Annotated in this window: 11 protein-coding genes; 2 read left to right on the top strand and 9 right to left on the bottom strand. The window is 73.5% G+C overall.

The genetic code is table 11. The features are described 5' to 3' along the window. Nucleotides 1-162: 162 nt before the first annotated feature. From SH922_RS22780 to SH922_RS22745, 8 genes are all read right to left on the bottom strand, one after another. Nucleotides 163-1,323, bottom strand: a complete 1,161-nt coding sequence (locus SH922_RS22780) for an acyl-CoA dehydrogenase family protein (protein WP_393059746.1) — start codon at nucleotides 1,321-1,323, stop codon at nucleotides 163-165. Next, entirely contained in the window at nucleotides 1,320-3,290 is a 1,971-nt protein-coding gene (locus SH922_RS22775; RefSeq protein ID WP_393059745.1) for an acetyl/propionyl/methylcrotonyl-CoA carboxylase subunit alpha, read from the bottom strand. Before SH922_RS22775 ends, SH922_RS22780 begins: the two co-directional genes overlap by 4 nt. A gap of 11 nt (nucleotides 3,291-3,301) precedes the next feature. Further along, a complete protein-coding gene (locus SH922_RS22770; RefSeq protein WP_393059744.1) occupies nucleotides 3,302-4,900 on the bottom strand; it encodes an acyl-CoA carboxylase subunit beta in 1,599 nt (532 codons plus the stop codon). After that, nucleotides 4,897-6,609 carry an acyclic terpene utilization AtuA family protein gene (locus SH922_RS22765; RefSeq protein ID WP_393059743.1) on the bottom strand — a complete coding sequence of 571 codons (1,713 nt, stop codon included), beginning with the start codon at nucleotides 6,607-6,609 and terminating at the stop codon, nucleotides 4,897-4,899. Before SH922_RS22765 ends, SH922_RS22770 begins: the two co-directional genes overlap by 4 nt. Then, nucleotides 6,606-7,400, bottom strand: a complete 795-nt coding sequence (locus tag SH922_RS22760) for a TIGR03084 family metal-binding protein (RefSeq protein WP_393059742.1) — start codon at nucleotides 7,398-7,400, stop codon at nucleotides 6,606-6,608. The genes SH922_RS22765 and SH922_RS22760 overlap by 4 nt, the downstream gene beginning before the upstream one ends. A gap of 222 nt (nucleotides 7,401-7,622) precedes the next feature. After that, nucleotides 7,623-7,745 (bottom strand): hypothetical protein, encoded by a 123-nt coding sequence (locus SH922_RS22755; protein WP_393059741.1) that lies wholly within the window; start codon nucleotides 7,743-7,745, stop codon nucleotides 7,623-7,625. Between the two features lie 56 nt (nucleotides 7,746-7,801). Further along, complete coding sequence (locus SH922_RS22750) at nucleotides 7,802-8,320, bottom strand: DinB family protein (protein ID WP_393059740.1); 519 nt, start codon at nucleotides 8,318-8,320, stop codon at nucleotides 7,802-7,804. Nucleotides 8,321-8,516: 196 nt separating this feature from the next. Further along, complete coding sequence (locus tag SH922_RS22745) at nucleotides 8,517-9,473, bottom strand: DMT family transporter (protein WP_393059739.1); 957 nt, start codon at nucleotides 9,471-9,473, stop codon at nucleotides 8,517-8,519. Between the two features lie 160 nt (nucleotides 9,474-9,633). Between SH922_RS22745 and SH922_RS22740 the strand changes: the two genes are divergently transcribed. Together SH922_RS22740 and SH922_RS22735 are read left to right on the top strand one after the other, a co-directional pair. Next, nucleotides 9,634-10,572, top strand: coding sequence for a LysR family transcriptional regulator (locus SH922_RS22740; RefSeq protein WP_393059738.1), 939 nt, complete (start codon nucleotides 9,634-9,636; stop codon nucleotides 10,570-10,572). 77 nt (nucleotides 10,573-10,649) lie between these two features. Then, the gene (locus tag SH922_RS22735) at nucleotides 10,650-11,813 is read left to right on the top strand and encodes a serine hydrolase domain-containing protein (RefSeq protein ID WP_393059737.1); all 1,164 of its coding nucleotides are present in this window, start codon (nucleotides 10,650-10,652) and stop codon (nucleotides 11,811-11,813) included. Here SH922_RS22735 and SH922_RS22730 read toward each other — a convergent pair. Further along, nucleotides 11,793-14,720, bottom strand: coding sequence for an FAD-binding and (Fe-S)-binding domain-containing protein (locus tag SH922_RS22730; RefSeq protein ID WP_393059736.1), 2,928 nt, complete (start codon nucleotides 14,718-14,720; stop codon nucleotides 11,793-11,795). The genes SH922_RS22735 and SH922_RS22730 overlap by 21 nt on opposite strands. Nucleotides 14,721-14,740 lie beyond the last annotated feature (20 nt).

Raw genomic sequence — 14,740 nt, 5'->3', positions numbered from 1 at the left:
CCCTGGGTCAGCGGGGTCGCCGAGCAGCCGTTCGGTGGTGGAGAGGAGAGGGTCAGCATCGCCTCTGCCGGCAGGGGTGGGAAGGCCCCGGACCGGACCCGGACAGGCCACGGACCGGACCCCGACAGGCCACGGACCGGGCCCGGACAGGCCCCGGTCCTGTCAGTACGACTTGGGGAGACCCAGGGACTGGTGGGACACGTAGTTCAGGATCATTTCCCGGCTGACGGGTGCGATCCGGGCCACCCGGGACGCGGTGATCAGGGACCCGAGGCCGTACTCGCGAGTGAGGCCGTTGCCGCCGAGGGTGTGCACGGCCTGGTCGACGGCTTTGACGCAGGCCTCGCCCGCGGCGTACTTCGCCATGTTGGCAGCCTCGCCCGCGCCGATGTCGTCGCCGTCGTCGTAGAGCCGGGCGGCCTTCTGCATCATCAGCCGGGCCAGTTCGAGTTCGATGTGGGCCTGGGCGAGCGGGTGGGCGATGGCCTGGTGGGCACCTATGGGCTCCTTCCACACCTGGCGGGTCTTCGCGTACTCAACGGCACGTCCCAGGGCGTAGCGGCCCATGCCGATACCGAAGGCTGCGGTCATGATGCGTTCGGGGTTGAGTCCGGCGAAGAGCTGGAGGAGCCCCGCGTCCTCATCGCCGACGAGGGCGTCGGCCGGCAGGCGTACGTCGTCGAGGACGAGTTCGAACTGCTTCTCCGGCGCCTGGAGTTCCATGTCGATCTGCGACCGCTGGAAGCCGGGGGCCTCGCGCGGGACGATGAAGAGGCAGGGCTTCAGCTTGCCGGTCCTGGCGTCCTCGGTGCGGCCGACGATGAGGGTGGCGTCGGCGATGTCGACGCCGGAGACGAAGACCTTGCGCCCGGTGAGGACCCAGTCCTCGCCGTCGCGGCGGGCGGTGGTGGTGATCCGGTGGGAGTTGGACCCGGCGTCGGGTTCGGTGATGCCGAAGGCCATGGTGAGGCTGCCGTCGGCGAGGCCGGGGAGCCACTGCCGCTTCTGCACGTCGGTGCCGAAGCGGGCTATGACGGTGCCGCAGATGGCGGGTGAGACGACCATCATCAGGAGCGGGGATCCTGCGGCGCCCAGCTCCTCCAGGACGATGGAGAGTTCGGCCATGCCGCCGCCTCCGCCGCCGTGCTCCTCGGGGAGGTTCACACCGAGGTAGCCGAGCTTGGCGGCCTCGGCCCACAGTTCGCGGGGGTGGGCTCCGTCGCGGACCACGGAGGTCATGTAGTCGCGCCCGTACCGCTTTCCGAGGGCGGCGACGGCGGCGCGCAGGGCCTGGTGCTCTTCGGTTTCGAGGACGGTGCTCATGCGTTCTCCTCAGAGGCTGTCGATGCGGGGTCTGCGGTTTCGGTGACGACGGCGAGCAGGGCGCCGACCTCCACCTGGAGGCCGGGGGCGGCGTGCAGGGCGGTGAGCGTGCCGGCTGCGGGGGCGAGGATGCGGTGCTCCATCTTCATCGCCTCCAGCCAGATCAGCGGCTGCCCGGCCTCGACGGCCGCCCCGGCCGCGAGGCCGTCCGCGAGGCGGACGACGGTGCCGGGCATCGGGGCGAGCAGGGAGCCGGGTTCGGTGCGTTCGGCGGGGTCGGTGAAACGGGGCAGGGCGGTGAACGTGTACGAGCCGGTGGCGGTGTCCACGTAGAGCCGGTCGTCGCGGCCGAGGACGTCGAAGTGCCGTGTGACGCCTTCGGATTCGAGGGTGACGCGGCCGCGGCGCGCGGAGACGACACGGACGCCGTCGGTGTCGACGGCCACGCCGTCGCGGGTGGTGCGGTAGGTGATCCCGTACTCGCGGCCGTCCGGCTCGCTGCGGTAGCGCCTGAGCTGGGACTGCGAGGGGAGGTTGCGCCAGGCGCCGAAGCGGGTGACACCCGCCGAGGTGGCGACGGCCTTACGGGCCGCCTCGGCGAGGGCGGCGGCGGTGGCGGCCAGTCGTACGGCCACCTCCTCGGACGCGGCGACCAGCTCCCCCAGGTGCCGGTCGTAGAAGCCGGTGTCGAGGCGGGCGGCGGCGAAGTCCGGGTGGCGCAGGGACCGTACGAGGAGTTCGCGGTTGGTGACGGGGCCGTGGACGCGGGCGCGTTCCAGGGCGCGGGCGAGGAGGCGTACGGCCTCGGCGCGGGTGGGGGCGTGGGCGATGACCTTGGCGAGCATCGGGTCGTAGTGCACGCCGATGGTGTCGCCACCGGTGTATCCGGTGTCCAGGCGCAGTCCGGGCTCGTCCGGCACGTCGAGCGAGAGCAGCGCTCCGGTCTGCGGCTGCCAGTCACGCGCCGGGTCCTCGGCGTAGAGCCGGGCCTCGACGGCGTGCCCGGTGGGCTGCGGGGGTTCGGCGGAGGGGAGGGGCTCGCCCTCCGCGATCCGCAGTTGCAGGGCGACGAGGTCGAGGCCGAAAACGGCCTCGGTGACGGGGTGTTCGACCTGGAGGCGGGTGTTCATCTCCAGGAAGTACGGCCGCCCGTCGGCGGCGACCAGGAATTCGACGGTGCCGGCGCCCCGGTAGCCGACGGCCCGTGCGGCGGCCGTGGCGGCATCGTGCAGCCGGTCGCGGAGCGCATCGTCGAGGCCGGGCGCGGGGGCCTCCTCGATGACCTTCTGGTGGCGGCGCTGGAGCGAGCAGTCGCGGGTGCCGAGCGCCCAGACCCCGCCGTGCTCGTCGGCCATGACCTGGACCTCGACGTGCCGGCCACGCTCCACGTACGGCTCGGCGAAGACCTCGCCGTCCCCGAAAGCGGACAGCGCCTCGGCTGCGGCGGCGGTCAACTCACCGGGCAGATCGCCGAGTTCCCGTACGATCCGCATGCCGCGCCCGCCGCCTCCGGCAGCGGCCTTCAGCAGCAGCGGCAGGTCCTCGGCGGTGGCGGTCGCCGGGTCGACGGGGGCGAGCAGCGGCACTCCCGCGGCGGCCATCAACTCCTTGGCACGGGTCTTGGACGCCATCAGCTCGACGGCCTTGACCGGCGGGCCGACCCAGACGAGTCCGGCGTCCTGCACGGCGGCGGCGAATCCGGCGTTCTCGGAGAGGAAGCCGTACCCGGGGTGGACGGCGTCGGCGCCCGCCGCGAGCGCGGCCGCGACCACGAGGTCGCCGCGCAGATACGTGTCGGAGGGCGCGGCCCCCGGCAGCCGTACGGCGGTGTCGGCCTCCCGTACGTGCAGGGCTTCGGCGTCCGCGTCGGAGTACACGGCGACGGTGGCGATACCGAGCGCGCGGCAGGTGCGGAAGATCCGGCAGGCGATCTCACCGCGGTTGGCGACAAGCAGAGTGCTGATCATGTCGGTCCCTCTCACATCCGGAAGACGCCGAAGCCGCCGCGGGCGCCTTCGACCGGTGCGGTGTGGATGGCGGACAGGCACATCCCGAGGACGGTCCTGGTGTCGCGCGGGTCGATGACCCCGTCGTCGTACAGCCGCCCGGACAGGAACATCGGCAGGGACTCGGACTCGATCTGCTGCTCCACCATGGCGCGCAGTCCGGCGTCCGCCTCGTCGTCGTACGGGAGTCCCTTCGCGGCGGCGGAGGCGCGGGCGACGATGGAGAGGACCCCGGCCAGCTGCTGCGGGCCCATGACGGCGGACTTGCTGCTGGGCCAGGCGAACAGGAAGCGCGGATCGTAGGCCCGGCCGCACATGCCGTAGTGCCCGGCGCCGTAGGAGGCGCCCATCAGGACGGACAGATGCGGGACCTTCGAGTTCGAGACCGCGTTGATCATCATCGCGCCGTGCTTGATGATGCCGCCCTGTTCGTACTCCTTGCCGACCATGTAGCCGGTGGTGTTGTGCAGGAAGAGCAGCGGGATGTCGCGCTGGTTGGCGAGCTGGATGAACTGGGCGGCCTTCTGCGACTCCTCGCTGAACAGCACACCCTGCGCGTTGGCGAGGATGCCGACGGGGTAGCCGTGCAGCCGCGCCCAGCCGGTGACCAGGCTCGTCCCGTAGAGCGGTTTGAACGCGTCGAAGTCCGAGCCGTCGACCAGCCGGGCGATGACCTCACGCGGGTCGAAGGGCACCTTCAGGTCGCCGGGCACGATGCCGACCAGCTCGTCCTCGTCGTACTTGGGCGGCTCGGCGGGGCCCGGATCGGGATGCGCCTTGCGCCAGTTGAGGCGGGCGACGATGCGGCGGGCCTGGCGCAGGGCGTCCTGCTCGTCGACGGCGAAGTGGTCGGCGAGCCCGGAGGTGCGGGCGTGCATCTCGGCGCCGCCGAGCGATTCGTCGTCGCTCTCCTCACCGGTGGCCATCTTCACCAGCGGCGGGCCACCGAGGAAGACCTTCGACTGCTCCTTGATCATGACGGTGTGGTCGGACATGCCGGGGACGTACGCCCCGCCCGCGGTGGAGTTGCCGAAGACGACGGCCACGGTCGGGATGCCGGCGGCCGACAGCCGGGTGATGTCACGGAAGAGCGCCCCACCGGGGATGAAGATCTCCTTCTGCGAGGGGAGATCGGCACCGCCGGACTCGACCAGACTGATGCAGGGCAGCCGGTTGGCGAAGGCGATCTCATTGGCCCGCAGGGCCTTCTTCAGCGTCCACGGGTTGGAGGCGCCGCCGCGTACGGTCGGGTCGTTGGCGGTGATCAGGCACTCCACGCCCTCCACCACCCCGATCCCGGTGACCAGCGAGGCGCCGACCGCGTAGTCACTGCCCCAGGCGGCGAGCGGCGACAGCTCCAGGAAGGGGCTGTCCTCGTCGATCAGCAGCTCGATCCGTTCCCGGGCGAGGAGCTTGCCGCGCGAGCGGTGCCGCTCGACGTACTTCTCGCCGCCGCCTCCGAGCGCCCCGGTGTGCGCGGACTCCAGTTCGGCGAGCTTGTCGAGCATGGCGGCTCGGTGGGTGGCGTATTCGGGGCTCGCGGTGTCGAGCCCGGTGGGCAGGACGGTCATGCGTGCACCTCCGGTGCGTCGGCGCTGTCCAGCAGGGCCACGGGTATCTCCAGGCGGCGTGCGCGCAGCCACTCCCCCACGGCCTTGGCCTGCGGGTCGAAGCGGTGCTGGGCGGCGACGCCTTCGCCGAGGAGCCCGTGGACGGTGAAGTTCAGGGCGCGCAGGTTCGGCAGGACATGGCGTACGACGGTGAGGCCGGCGGTCTCCGGGAGCAGTTCCCGCAGCCGCTCGACGGTCAGCTCATGGGCCAGCCACCGCCAGGCCTCGTCGCTGCGGACCCACACCCCGATGTTGGCGTCGCCGCCCTTGTCGCCGCTGCGGGCACCCGCGACGAGCCCGAGGGGCGCGGTCCGGGTGGGGCCCGCGGCCAACGGCGCCGGCAGCGCTGGCTGTTCGACGTCCGCCAGGACCTGCGTACGCGCGGCCGGCTCCTGCGCCTCGCGCCGCCCGTCGGGGAGCACGGCCACATGGTTCACGTCCCCGGCCGGTACGTACCGCGCCTCGAACACCCCGTAGGGCGCTCCCTTCCCGGGCGGGGCGGTGACGTGGAAGCCCGGGTAGCTGCCGAGGGCCAGCTCGATCGCGGCGCCGGAGAGGGCGCGCCCCACGACGTCGGGGTCCTGGTCGCGGACGACGAGCCGGAGCAGTGCGCTCGCCGTCTCCTCGGTCGCCGCGTCGGCCCGGTCGGTACGGACGAGCTCCCACCGCACCTCGTCCGGCTGCCGCCCGGCACGCGCGAAGGCGTCGGCGATCTGGTCACGGACGAGCTTCGCCTTGTCCTCGATGTCGAGTCCGGTGAGGACGAGGACGACCTCGTTGCGCCAGCCGCCGAGCCGGGTGAGTCCGGCCTTGAGGGTGGGCGGCGGGGCCTCGCCGCGCGCCCCGGAGATCCTGACCCGGTCGGGGCCGTCGGCGGACAGCCGTACGGTGTCGAGCCGGGCGGTGACGTCGGGTCCCGCGTACCGGGCGCCGCCGGTCTCGTACAGCAGCTGGGCGGTGACCGTGCCGAGGTCGACGACGCCGCCGGTGCCGTCGTGCTTGGTGATGACGCTCGTCCCGTCGGCGTGGATCTCGGCGACGGGGAAGCCGGGGCGGCGGATGTCGTGGCCGCGGAAGAAGGAGTAGTTCCCGCCGGTGGCCTGGGTGCCGCACTCCAGTACGTGCCCGGCGACGACCGCTCCGGCCAGCGCGTCGTGGTCCTCGGGCCCCCAGCCGAAGTGGGCGGCGGCGGGCCCGGTGACGAGGGCGGCGTCGGTGACCCGGCCGGTGACGACGACGTCGGCGCCTGCCCGCAGGCAGGCGGCGATGCCCGCCCCGCCGAGGTAGGCGTTGGCGGTGAGGTACCCGTCGGGCACGGGGAGGCTGTCGCCCTCGACGTGGGCGACGCGCACGGGCACGCCGGCCTTTTCGGCCAACACCCTTACCGCGTCGGCCAGTCCGGCCGGGTTGAGCCCGCCCGCATTGGTGACGATCTTCACTCCGCGTTCCCGGGCCAGCCCGAGTCCTTCCTCCAGCTGGCGCAGGAAGGTGGTGGCGTAGCCGCGCGCGGGGTCCTTGAGCCGGCTGCGTCCGAGGATGAGCATGGTCAGCTCGGCGAGGTAGTCACCGGTGAGGACGTCGAGGGGGCCGCCGGTGAGCATCTCGCGCACGGCGTCGAAGCGGTCGCCGTAGAAGCCGGAGGCGTTGCCGATCCGCAGCGGCTCGGTCATCGGCCCGCCTTCGGGGCGCGCCCCGCCCCTGCGGGCCCGGCGAAGGCCTGCGCGATGGAGAGCCAGGTGTCGGCGTCGGCCCCCTCGGCCCGGACGGCCAGGTCGTCGCGGTGGGCGCGCTGGGTGACGAGCAGGCAGAAGTCCTGCAGCGGCCCGGTGACGCGCTGGGCGGCGCCCTCGGGGCCATAGGCGATCACCTCACCGCCGGGCCCTTCCAGTTCCACCCGGAACTCCTCTCCGGGCGCCTGGATTCCCCGTACGAGGAAGGCGTAGTCGCGGGCCCGGACCCCGATCCGCGCGACGTGCCGGAGCCGGGTGGTGGGGGTGCGGGTCACCCCGAGCGCGTCGGCGACGTCCTGTCCGTGGGCCCAGGTCTCCATGAGCCGCCCGGTCGCCATCGAGGCCACGCTCATCGGCGGCCCGTACCAGGGGAACCGGGTCCCGGCGGGTGCCGCCCGCAGCGCCTCCTGGAGCCGCTCCCGGCCGGTGCGCCAGCGCACGAGCAGGGCGTCCGGGGCGTACGCCGTGACGACCTCCTCGGCGGCACGGTCGACGAAGCCCTCGGGGTCCTTCATCGCCTTGGCGACCTCGTCGCCGAAGCGCCCGGGTTCCGTGACGGAGAGGAGCGCGACCTCGTCGGTCCAGCTGAGATGGGCCACCTGATGGGCGACGGTCCACCCTTCGGCGGGTGTCGCGCCCGCCCATTGCGGGGCGTTCAACCCGGCGACGAGCAGGTCGAGTTCCTCGCTCTCGCTGCGCAGGTCGTCGAGCACGGCTGAGGCATCGGACACGGTGCGCTCCCCTCGGGGCGTGGCGGTGTGCCCCGGAGCCTGCCAGCGGGGGAGAAAACAAGCAAGCATGCTTGCATGATTTTCTGAGGGCGGAATGCCGGTGCGGATACGCCCCGGGGCATGGCGTCCGGTGCATGGCGTCCGGTCAGCCGGGCAAGGGGGTACCGGCCGCCAGAGCCGCCGCCACCCCCTGGTCGGCCGCCGCGGCGCCGATGGCCGGCGTCAGGAACAGCCTGACGACGTTGCCCCCGTCGCCATGTCGGCGACGGACGCGCCCGCCCGAGCGACGTCGGTGCGGGTGCAGTGGTGGTCGGTGATGCCGGGACGGCTCGATTCCGGGTTCATGAACGTCCTCCTGCCGTGCCGGACTCGGCAGCGACAGGAGGCTCGGGGCCGGCGGCCTACTGCTCCTTCGACGCCGCCTCTTTCATCTTGAGCGTCGTGCTGGCGCCGTCCAGCGCCTCTCGGATGATGTCGGCGTGGCCGCTGTGGTGGGCGATCTCGCGGAAGATGTGCCACAGGACGCGGCGGACCGTCCACAGGACGGGCTCCGGGGGCGACCACGGGTACACAGGCAGCGTGACCTCACGGTCGAGGTCGGACTCCTCGCGCACCGTACGGTCGAACGCCGCCGCCGCGGCGTGGAAGGCCTCCAGCAGCTCGGGCAGCTTCTCGGTGTCGGTCATCCGGTTGCCGTCGGGGTCCAGGTCGGCCCAGTCGACCTTGACCGGGGCGGTGCCCTCGATCACGTCCAGCCAGCTCCGCTGCACGAGCCCGAGGTGCTTCAGCAGACCGCCGAGCGTCAGCTCGCTGACGGTCGTGCGGGCGCGTGCCTGTGTGTCGTCGAGATTCGCGACGGTGTAGAGAAAATTGGTGCGCTGGTCGGTCACGAGCGCCAGCAGATCGTCGCGTTCCGGCATGTTTTCCTCCAGGTCGGATATCGCGACCACCCTAGGATCGAACACCTGGACGCGCAGGTGGAATGGGGTATTTCCCGCGTGGCGCGCCGCCAGCCCCGGCTCACGGGGGCCATGCCCGGGGCCGCCCCCTGAGGAAGGGACGGCGCCGGACCGCGCCGCCCTGTTCACCCACGCCACGGCCTCCGACCGCGCGGGTTCACCCCTTCCCGGCGCCCCGCACCTGGCTGCGTACCGCGCCCATGCTCGCGCCGATGACGAGCGCGATGGCCAGGGCGTCCGTCGTGGAGAGGGCCTGGTCGAGGATGAGGAATCCGGCCGCGGCCGCGATCGCGGGCTCCAGGCTCATCAGGATCGCGAAGGTGGGCGCGGGCAGCCGGCGCAGCGCCATGAGTTCGAGGGTGTACGGGAGGACCGAACTCAGCAGCGCGACGGCGGCGCCGAGGCCGAGCGTGGAGGGGACCAGGAGTTTCGAGCCCGACTCCATGATGCCGAGCGGCAGCGAGAGGACGGCCGCCACCACCATCGCCAGGGCCAGCCCGTCGGCCTGCGGGAAGCGGCGGCCGGTGCGCGCGCTGAAGACGATGTACGCCGCCCACATGACACCCGCCCCGAGCGCATAGGCCGCGCCCACCGGATCGAGCCGGTCGAAGCCCCCGCCGCTCAGCAGGAGCACACCGCCCAGTGCGAGGGCGGCCCAGACCACGTTGACGAGACGGCGCGAGGCGAACACCGAGAGGGCGAGCGGGCCCAGCACCTCCAGGGTCACGGCGGCGCCGAGCGGTATGCGGTCGGCGGCCTGGTAGAAGAGCGTGTTCATGCCGCCCATCGCGATGCCGAAGGCCACCACCGTGCCCCAGTCGGCGCGCGAGTGACCGCGCAGCTTCGGGCGGCAGACGACGAGCAGGACGAGGGCGGCGGCGGCGAGACGCAGCGTGACGACGCCGAGGGCGCCGGCCTTCGGCATGAGCAGCACCGCGACCGCCGACCCGAACTGGACGGAGAGCCCGCCGGCCACCACCAGTGCGACCGGGGCGAGCGCCGCCCTGCGTCCTCCGGCGCGGCCTCGGGTGCCGCGCTCCCCGAGGGCGGTGACCGCCTCGGGGACGGCAACGGCGGCTGCGGCCGGTTCTGCGGCGGTGCCCTGGTCGTTCACCTGTGGCCTGTCCTTCTGAGTTCGCGAATACCGTCAGTACAGCATAGTGCACTATCGAATCGAAGATACTGCACTCATCGCGTGCAGCCCATCCCTTAACCGTAGAGACCTGAGCGCGGCGCGTGAAATGCCGATTGGGCTGCCGTTATGCTTCCCACGCATGAGCGCGGAACAGGGTGCGGGCAGCGGTACTGGCAGTGGCACGGGCGACAGAGCAGGCCGGGCCGCCGGCCGCGGCATCGAGATCCGCCACCTTCGGGCCTTCCTCGCCGTCGCGGACGAGTCCAGCATCACCCGGGCCGCCTCCCGGCTCCGGCTCACCCAGCCCGCCGTGTCCCGGACCCTGGCCGCCCTGGAGCACCACCTCGGCGTCCTCCTCGTCGACCGCTCCACCCACCACCTCGCCCTCACCGCCGAGGGTGTCGTCTTCCGCGACAAGGCCGCCGCCGCCGTCGCCGCGTTCGACGAGGCGCTCGACTCCGGCGGGCTGCGCCAATGGCCGTTGCGGCTGGGGCACGCCTGGTCCGCGTTCGGCCGGTACACCACCCCGCTGCTCCGCACCTGGCAGGAGCGCCATCCGCAGACCCCGCTGGAACTCCTGCGGATCGACGACCGCACCGCCGGACTGACCCGCGGCGAGGTCGATGCCGCACTGCTGCGCGGCCCCGTAGAGGCGCCGGGGCTGGTCACGGAGGTGTTGTACGAGGAAGACCGGGTGGCCGCCGTGGCGGCGGACGGCCCCCTAGCCTCCCGCGCCACACTCCGGCTGGCCGACCTGGCGACCGGCACCGTCGTCCTGAACACCGTCTCCGGCACCACCACCCCCGAACTGTGGCCCCCGTCCGCCCGCCCCGCGGCCACCCTGACCGTGGCCAACACCGACGACTGGCTGGCCGCCATCGCGGCGGGGCGGGGCGCCGGGGTCTCGGCCGCGTCGACGGCCGGCATGCACCCGCACGCCGGGGTCGCCTACCGGCCGCTCACCGACGCCCCGACCGTCCCGGTGCTGCTCGCCCGTCGCGACGCACCCGGCCACCCGGCCCTGGCCGATCTCGCCGCCCTGGCCCGCGAGATCGTGGCGCGAGACGGTGCGCCATAGGGGAATGCCCGGGTACGTACGTGCAGTTGGGGCCCTGTGAGAGAGGCGCGAGGGCCGCGCCGACCGGAGGGGGCACCATGTCGGATCACAGCGCAGGCGATGTCACCGTGCACGGCACCGTGGCCGCGGGCTACGAGGCGGTGCGGGACGAGTTCGCCGCCGTACTCACCGAGGAGCACAACGAGCCGGGCGCGCAGCTCGCCGTGTACCGGGACGGCCGGCCGGTCGTCGATCTCTGGGCCGGTGACGGGATCGAGGGCGACTCGCTGCCCGCCGTCTTCTCGTCCACCAAGGGTGCGGCCCACCTCGTCGTCGCCCTGCTCGTGCAGGACGGCAGCCTCGACCTGGACCGCACGGTCGCCTCGTACTGGCCGGAGTTCGCGGCCGAGGGCAAGGGCGCGCTGACCCTGCGGGAGCTGCTGGGGCACCGCGCCGGGCTGCTCGGCATCGAGGGCGGCTTCCCCGAGGCGGACCTGGCCGACGACCGGGTGCTCGCCGCCCGGCTGGCCGAGCGGGCCCCCTTCTGGGAGCCGGGCAAGGAGTACGGCTACCACGCGCTCGTGATCGGCGCGCTCACCGGTGAGGTGGTGCGGCGGGCCACCGGGCGTTCGATCCAGGAACTGTTCGAGGAGCGCGTCCGCGTGCCGTACGGCCTGGACCTCTACCTGGGCCAGCCCGCCGGGCTCGAACCGCGCTACGTCCCCATCCGGCCCATGAACCCGACGCCGGAGCAGGCGGCGGAGATGGCCGCCCGCCCGTTCGACCCGCAGGGCCTGAAGGCGGTGGCCTTCAACGTACCGACGGACCATGTCGCGTGGATCAACACCCCGTCCGTACGGGCGCTCGGCCCGGCCTCGGTGGGCGGCGTCGGCTCGGCGCGCGCCCTGGCCGGGATGTACGCGGCCACGCTCTCGGAGTTCGCGGGCCGGCCCGCTCTGCTCAAGCCGGAGACCCGCGCCGAGTTCGCCCGCCCCGGGCTCGCGGGCACCGACCGGGTGACCGAGGAGGTGGACCACTTCGGCCTCGGCTTCGAGCGGCCCGGGATGGTCTACCCCTCCCTGGGCGCGGACGCCTACGGCCACTGCGGCGCGGCGGGCTCGCAGGCGTTCGCGGACCCGGCGAGCGGGATCGCGTACGGCTACACGCGCCGGCGCTTCGCGTTCCCCGGCGGGGCGGCCCCGGAGAACGAGCGCCTGGTGGCGGCGGTGGTGAAGGCGGCCTCAGGCCCCTCCGGCGTTTGAGGAGCGGGGGGCCGGGGGCGGCGCCCCCGGCCCCAGCCCCTCCGCCAGCCCCTCCGCCAGCACCTCCGCCAGGTGCCTCGCCCGGACGCCGCCCAGCCGGCCCAGCTGCGTCCGGCAGGAGAACCCGTCCGCCATGATCTCCGTGCCCGGCGCCGCCTCCCGTACCGCCGGCAGCAGCTGGTCCTCCGCGCAGGCCACCGACACCTCCCAGTGGCCGCGTTCGAAGCCGAAGTTGCCGGCCAGGCCGCAGCAGCCGCCTGTCAGCTCTCCGCTCAGGCCCGCCCGTTCACGCAGCCTGCGGTCCGCCTCGTCGCCCAGGACCGCGTGCTGGTGGCAGTGCGTCTGGCCGGTGACCGGGCGGTCCAGGCGCGGGGGCTGCCAGTCGGGGGCGTACTTCTCCAGGTACTGGGCCAGGGTGTGGACGGAGGCGGCCAGTTCGGCGGCGCGAGGGTCGTCGGGGAGGAGCTCAGGGAGATCCGTGCGGAGCGTCGCCGCGCAGCTCGGTTCGAGGACGACCAGGGGGTCGCCCAGCGAGACGCCCATCCGGTCCAGGGTGCGGCGCATCACCCTGCGGGCCTTGTCCAGCTGGCCCGTCGACACGTAGGTGAGGCCGCAGCACAGCCCGCTGCCGGGGACCAGCGCGGTACGGCCGGCCGCCTCCAGGACCCTGACCGCCGCCCGGCCCACCTCGGGCGAGAGATGGTCGGTGAAGGTGTCCGGCCAGACGGAGACCACCTGGTCGTCCGAGAGGATCACCGCCCCCTTGTCCCACCGGCGCCCGAGCCAACGGGTGAACCTCTCACGCGCCAGCACCGGGATCCCGCGCTCCGGCGCGATGCCCCCGAGCCGCTTGGCCAGGGCCGCGAGCGGCCGCACCCGGGCCAGCGCGTTCAGCGGGCCCGCGAAGGGGGATGCCAGGCGCAGCCACAGCGGCAGCCACCCCATCACGTAGTGCGCCGCCGGGCGCAGCCGTCGGCGGTAGTGGTGGTGCAGGAACTCCGCCTTGTACGTGGCCATGTCGACGCCCACCGGGCAGTCGCTGCGGCAGCCCTTGCAGGACAGGCACAGGTCGAGCGCGTCGCGCACCTCCGTCGAGCGCCAGCCGTCCGTGATCACCCCGCCCGCGGTGCCGGCCAGCATCTCGTGGAGCAGCCGGGCCCGGCCGCGCGTGGAGTGGGCCTCCTCGCCGGTCGCACGGAAGGAGGGGCACATCACGGACGGGCCGGAGGCCTTCTCCGTACGGCACTTGGCGACTCCGACACACCTGCGCACCGCCGCGGAGAAGTCGCCGCCGTCGTGCGGGTAGCCGAAGGCGACGTCGACCGGATCGCGCGGCAGGACGTCGAAGCGGAGGTTCTCGTCCAGGCGGGCCGGGCGGGCGAGGATGCCCGGGTTCATGCCGCCGTCGGGGTCCCAGAGGTCCTTGAACCGGGCGAAGAGTGCGACGAGTTCGTCCCCGTACATCCGGGGCAGCAGTTCGGCGCGTGCCTGGCCGTCGCCGTGTTCGCCGGACAGTGAGCCGCCGTGGGCGACGACGAGCGAGGCCAGGTCCTCGGAGCAGCGGCGGAATCGGGCCACGCCGTCGACGGTCAGCAGGTCGAAGTCGATGCGGACGTGGATGCAGCCGTCGCCGAAGTGGCCGTACGGTGTCCCGCGCAGCCCGTGTTCGGCGAGCAGGGCGCGGAAGTCGCGGAGGTAGGCGCCGAGCCGGGCGGGTGGCACGGCGCAGTCCTCCCAGCCGGGCCAGGCCTCGCTGTTGTCGGGCATCCGGGTCGCCGTTCCCGCCGCGTCCTCGCGGATCCGCCACAGGGCCCGCTGTCCGGCCGGGTCGGTGACGACGGCGGCGTCCACCGCGTCCGCGGCCGCGGCGCGCACGATCCGCTCGGCGTGCGCCCGTGCCTCGGCCGGAGTGGCGCCGCCCGTCTCGACGAACAGCCAGGCCGCGCCGCGGGGCAGTCCGGCGGGTTCGCGTACGAGGTCGGCGGCCATGCCCTCGACGGTCAGCGGGTGGTGCGGGAGCAGGCCGGCGGCCGCCTCGGCCGCGGCTGACTCGTCGGCGTAGCCGAGTACGGCGAGCGCGCGGGCCGCGGGCGCCTCGACGAGCCGGAGCGTCGCCTCCGTCACCACGCCGAGCGTGCCCTCGCTGCCGCAGAACGCGCGGGCGGGGTCGGGCCCGTTCTCCGGCAGCAGGGCGTCGAGGGCGTATCCGGAGATGCGGCGCGGGAGTTCGGGGAATCCGGTGCGCAGGAGGGCGAGGTGACCGGCGACCAGTTCGCGGAGCCCGGCGGGGCCTTCGGCGCCCCGTTCCAGGCGCAGGGTGTCGCCCCCGTAGCGGGCGACGGTCAGGGCGTGGACGTTGTCGGCGGTGGTGCCCCAGGCGACCGAGTGGGAGCCGCAGGAGTTGTTGCCGATCATGCCGCCGATGGTGCAGCGGCTGTGCGTGGAGGGGTCCGGGCCGAAGGTCAGCCCGTGCGGTGCGGCGGCGGCCCGCAGGTCGTCCAGGATGACGCCCGGCTGGACCACGGCGGTACGGGAGCCGGGGTCGAGTTCCACGATGGTCCGCAGATGCCGGGTGAGGTCGAGGACGACGCCGGTGCCGGTGGCCTGCCCGGCGATGGACGTACCGCCGCCGCGCGGGACGACGGGCACCTGGTGGGCCCGGCAGACGGCAAGCGCGGCGGCGATGTCGTCGGCGTCGCGCGGGGCGACTACACCGAGCGGGACCCGGCGGTAGTTGGAGGCGTCCATCGTCGTCAGGGCCCGCGCGGTGGCGTCGAACGCGACCTCGCCCCGTACGGACGAGCTCAGTTCACGGACGAGCCCGCCGGGAGTGCCGCCTTTCGGGGCGCTGTCGTTCGGAGCACCGCCCTTCGGGGCGTTGCCGTTCGAAGCCGTACCAGTTGCCATCCGGACAGGATGCCGTCGGC

Source organism: Streptomyces sp. LN549 (assembly GCF_043203805.1).
GTDB lineage: Bacteria > Actinomycetota > Actinomycetes > Streptomycetales > Streptomycetaceae > Streptomyces.
Note: the sequence above shows the minus strand (reverse complement) of the source record. Positions and strands in the feature narration are given on the sequence as shown.

Coding starts and splice junctions, on each gene's coding strand:
- SH922_RS22780 (WP_393059746.1), bottom strand. CDS start 1,323: ATGAGCACCGTCCTCGAAACCGAAGAGCACCAGGCCCTGCGCGCCGCC.
- SH922_RS22775 (WP_393059745.1), bottom strand. CDS start 3,290: ATGATCAGCACTCTGCTTGTCGCCAACCGCGGTGAGATCGCCTGCCGG.
- SH922_RS22770 (WP_393059744.1), bottom strand. CDS start 4,900: ATGACCGTCCTGCCCACCGGGCTCGACACCGCGAGCCCCGAATACGCC.
- SH922_RS22765 (WP_393059743.1), bottom strand. CDS start 6,609: ATGACCGAGCCGCTGCGGATCGGCAACGCCTCCGGCTTCTACGGCGAC.
- SH922_RS22755 (WP_393059741.1), bottom strand. CDS start 7,745: ATGAACCCGGAATCGAGCCGTCCCGGCATCACCGACCACCACTGCACC.
- SH922_RS22750 (WP_393059740.1), bottom strand. CDS start 8,320: ATGCCGGAACGCGACGATCTGCTGGCGCTCGTGACCGACCAGCGCACC.
- SH922_RS22740 (WP_393059738.1), top strand. CDS start 9,634: ATGAGCGCGGAACAGGGTGCGGGCAGCGGTACTGGCAGTGGCACGGGC.
- SH922_RS22735 (WP_393059737.1), top strand. CDS start 10,650: ATGTCGGATCACAGCGCAGGCGATGTCACCGTGCACGGCACCGTGGCC.
- SH922_RS22730 (WP_393059736.1), bottom strand. CDS start 14,720: ATGGCAACTGGTACGGCTTCGAACGGCAACGCCCCGAAGGGCGGTGCT.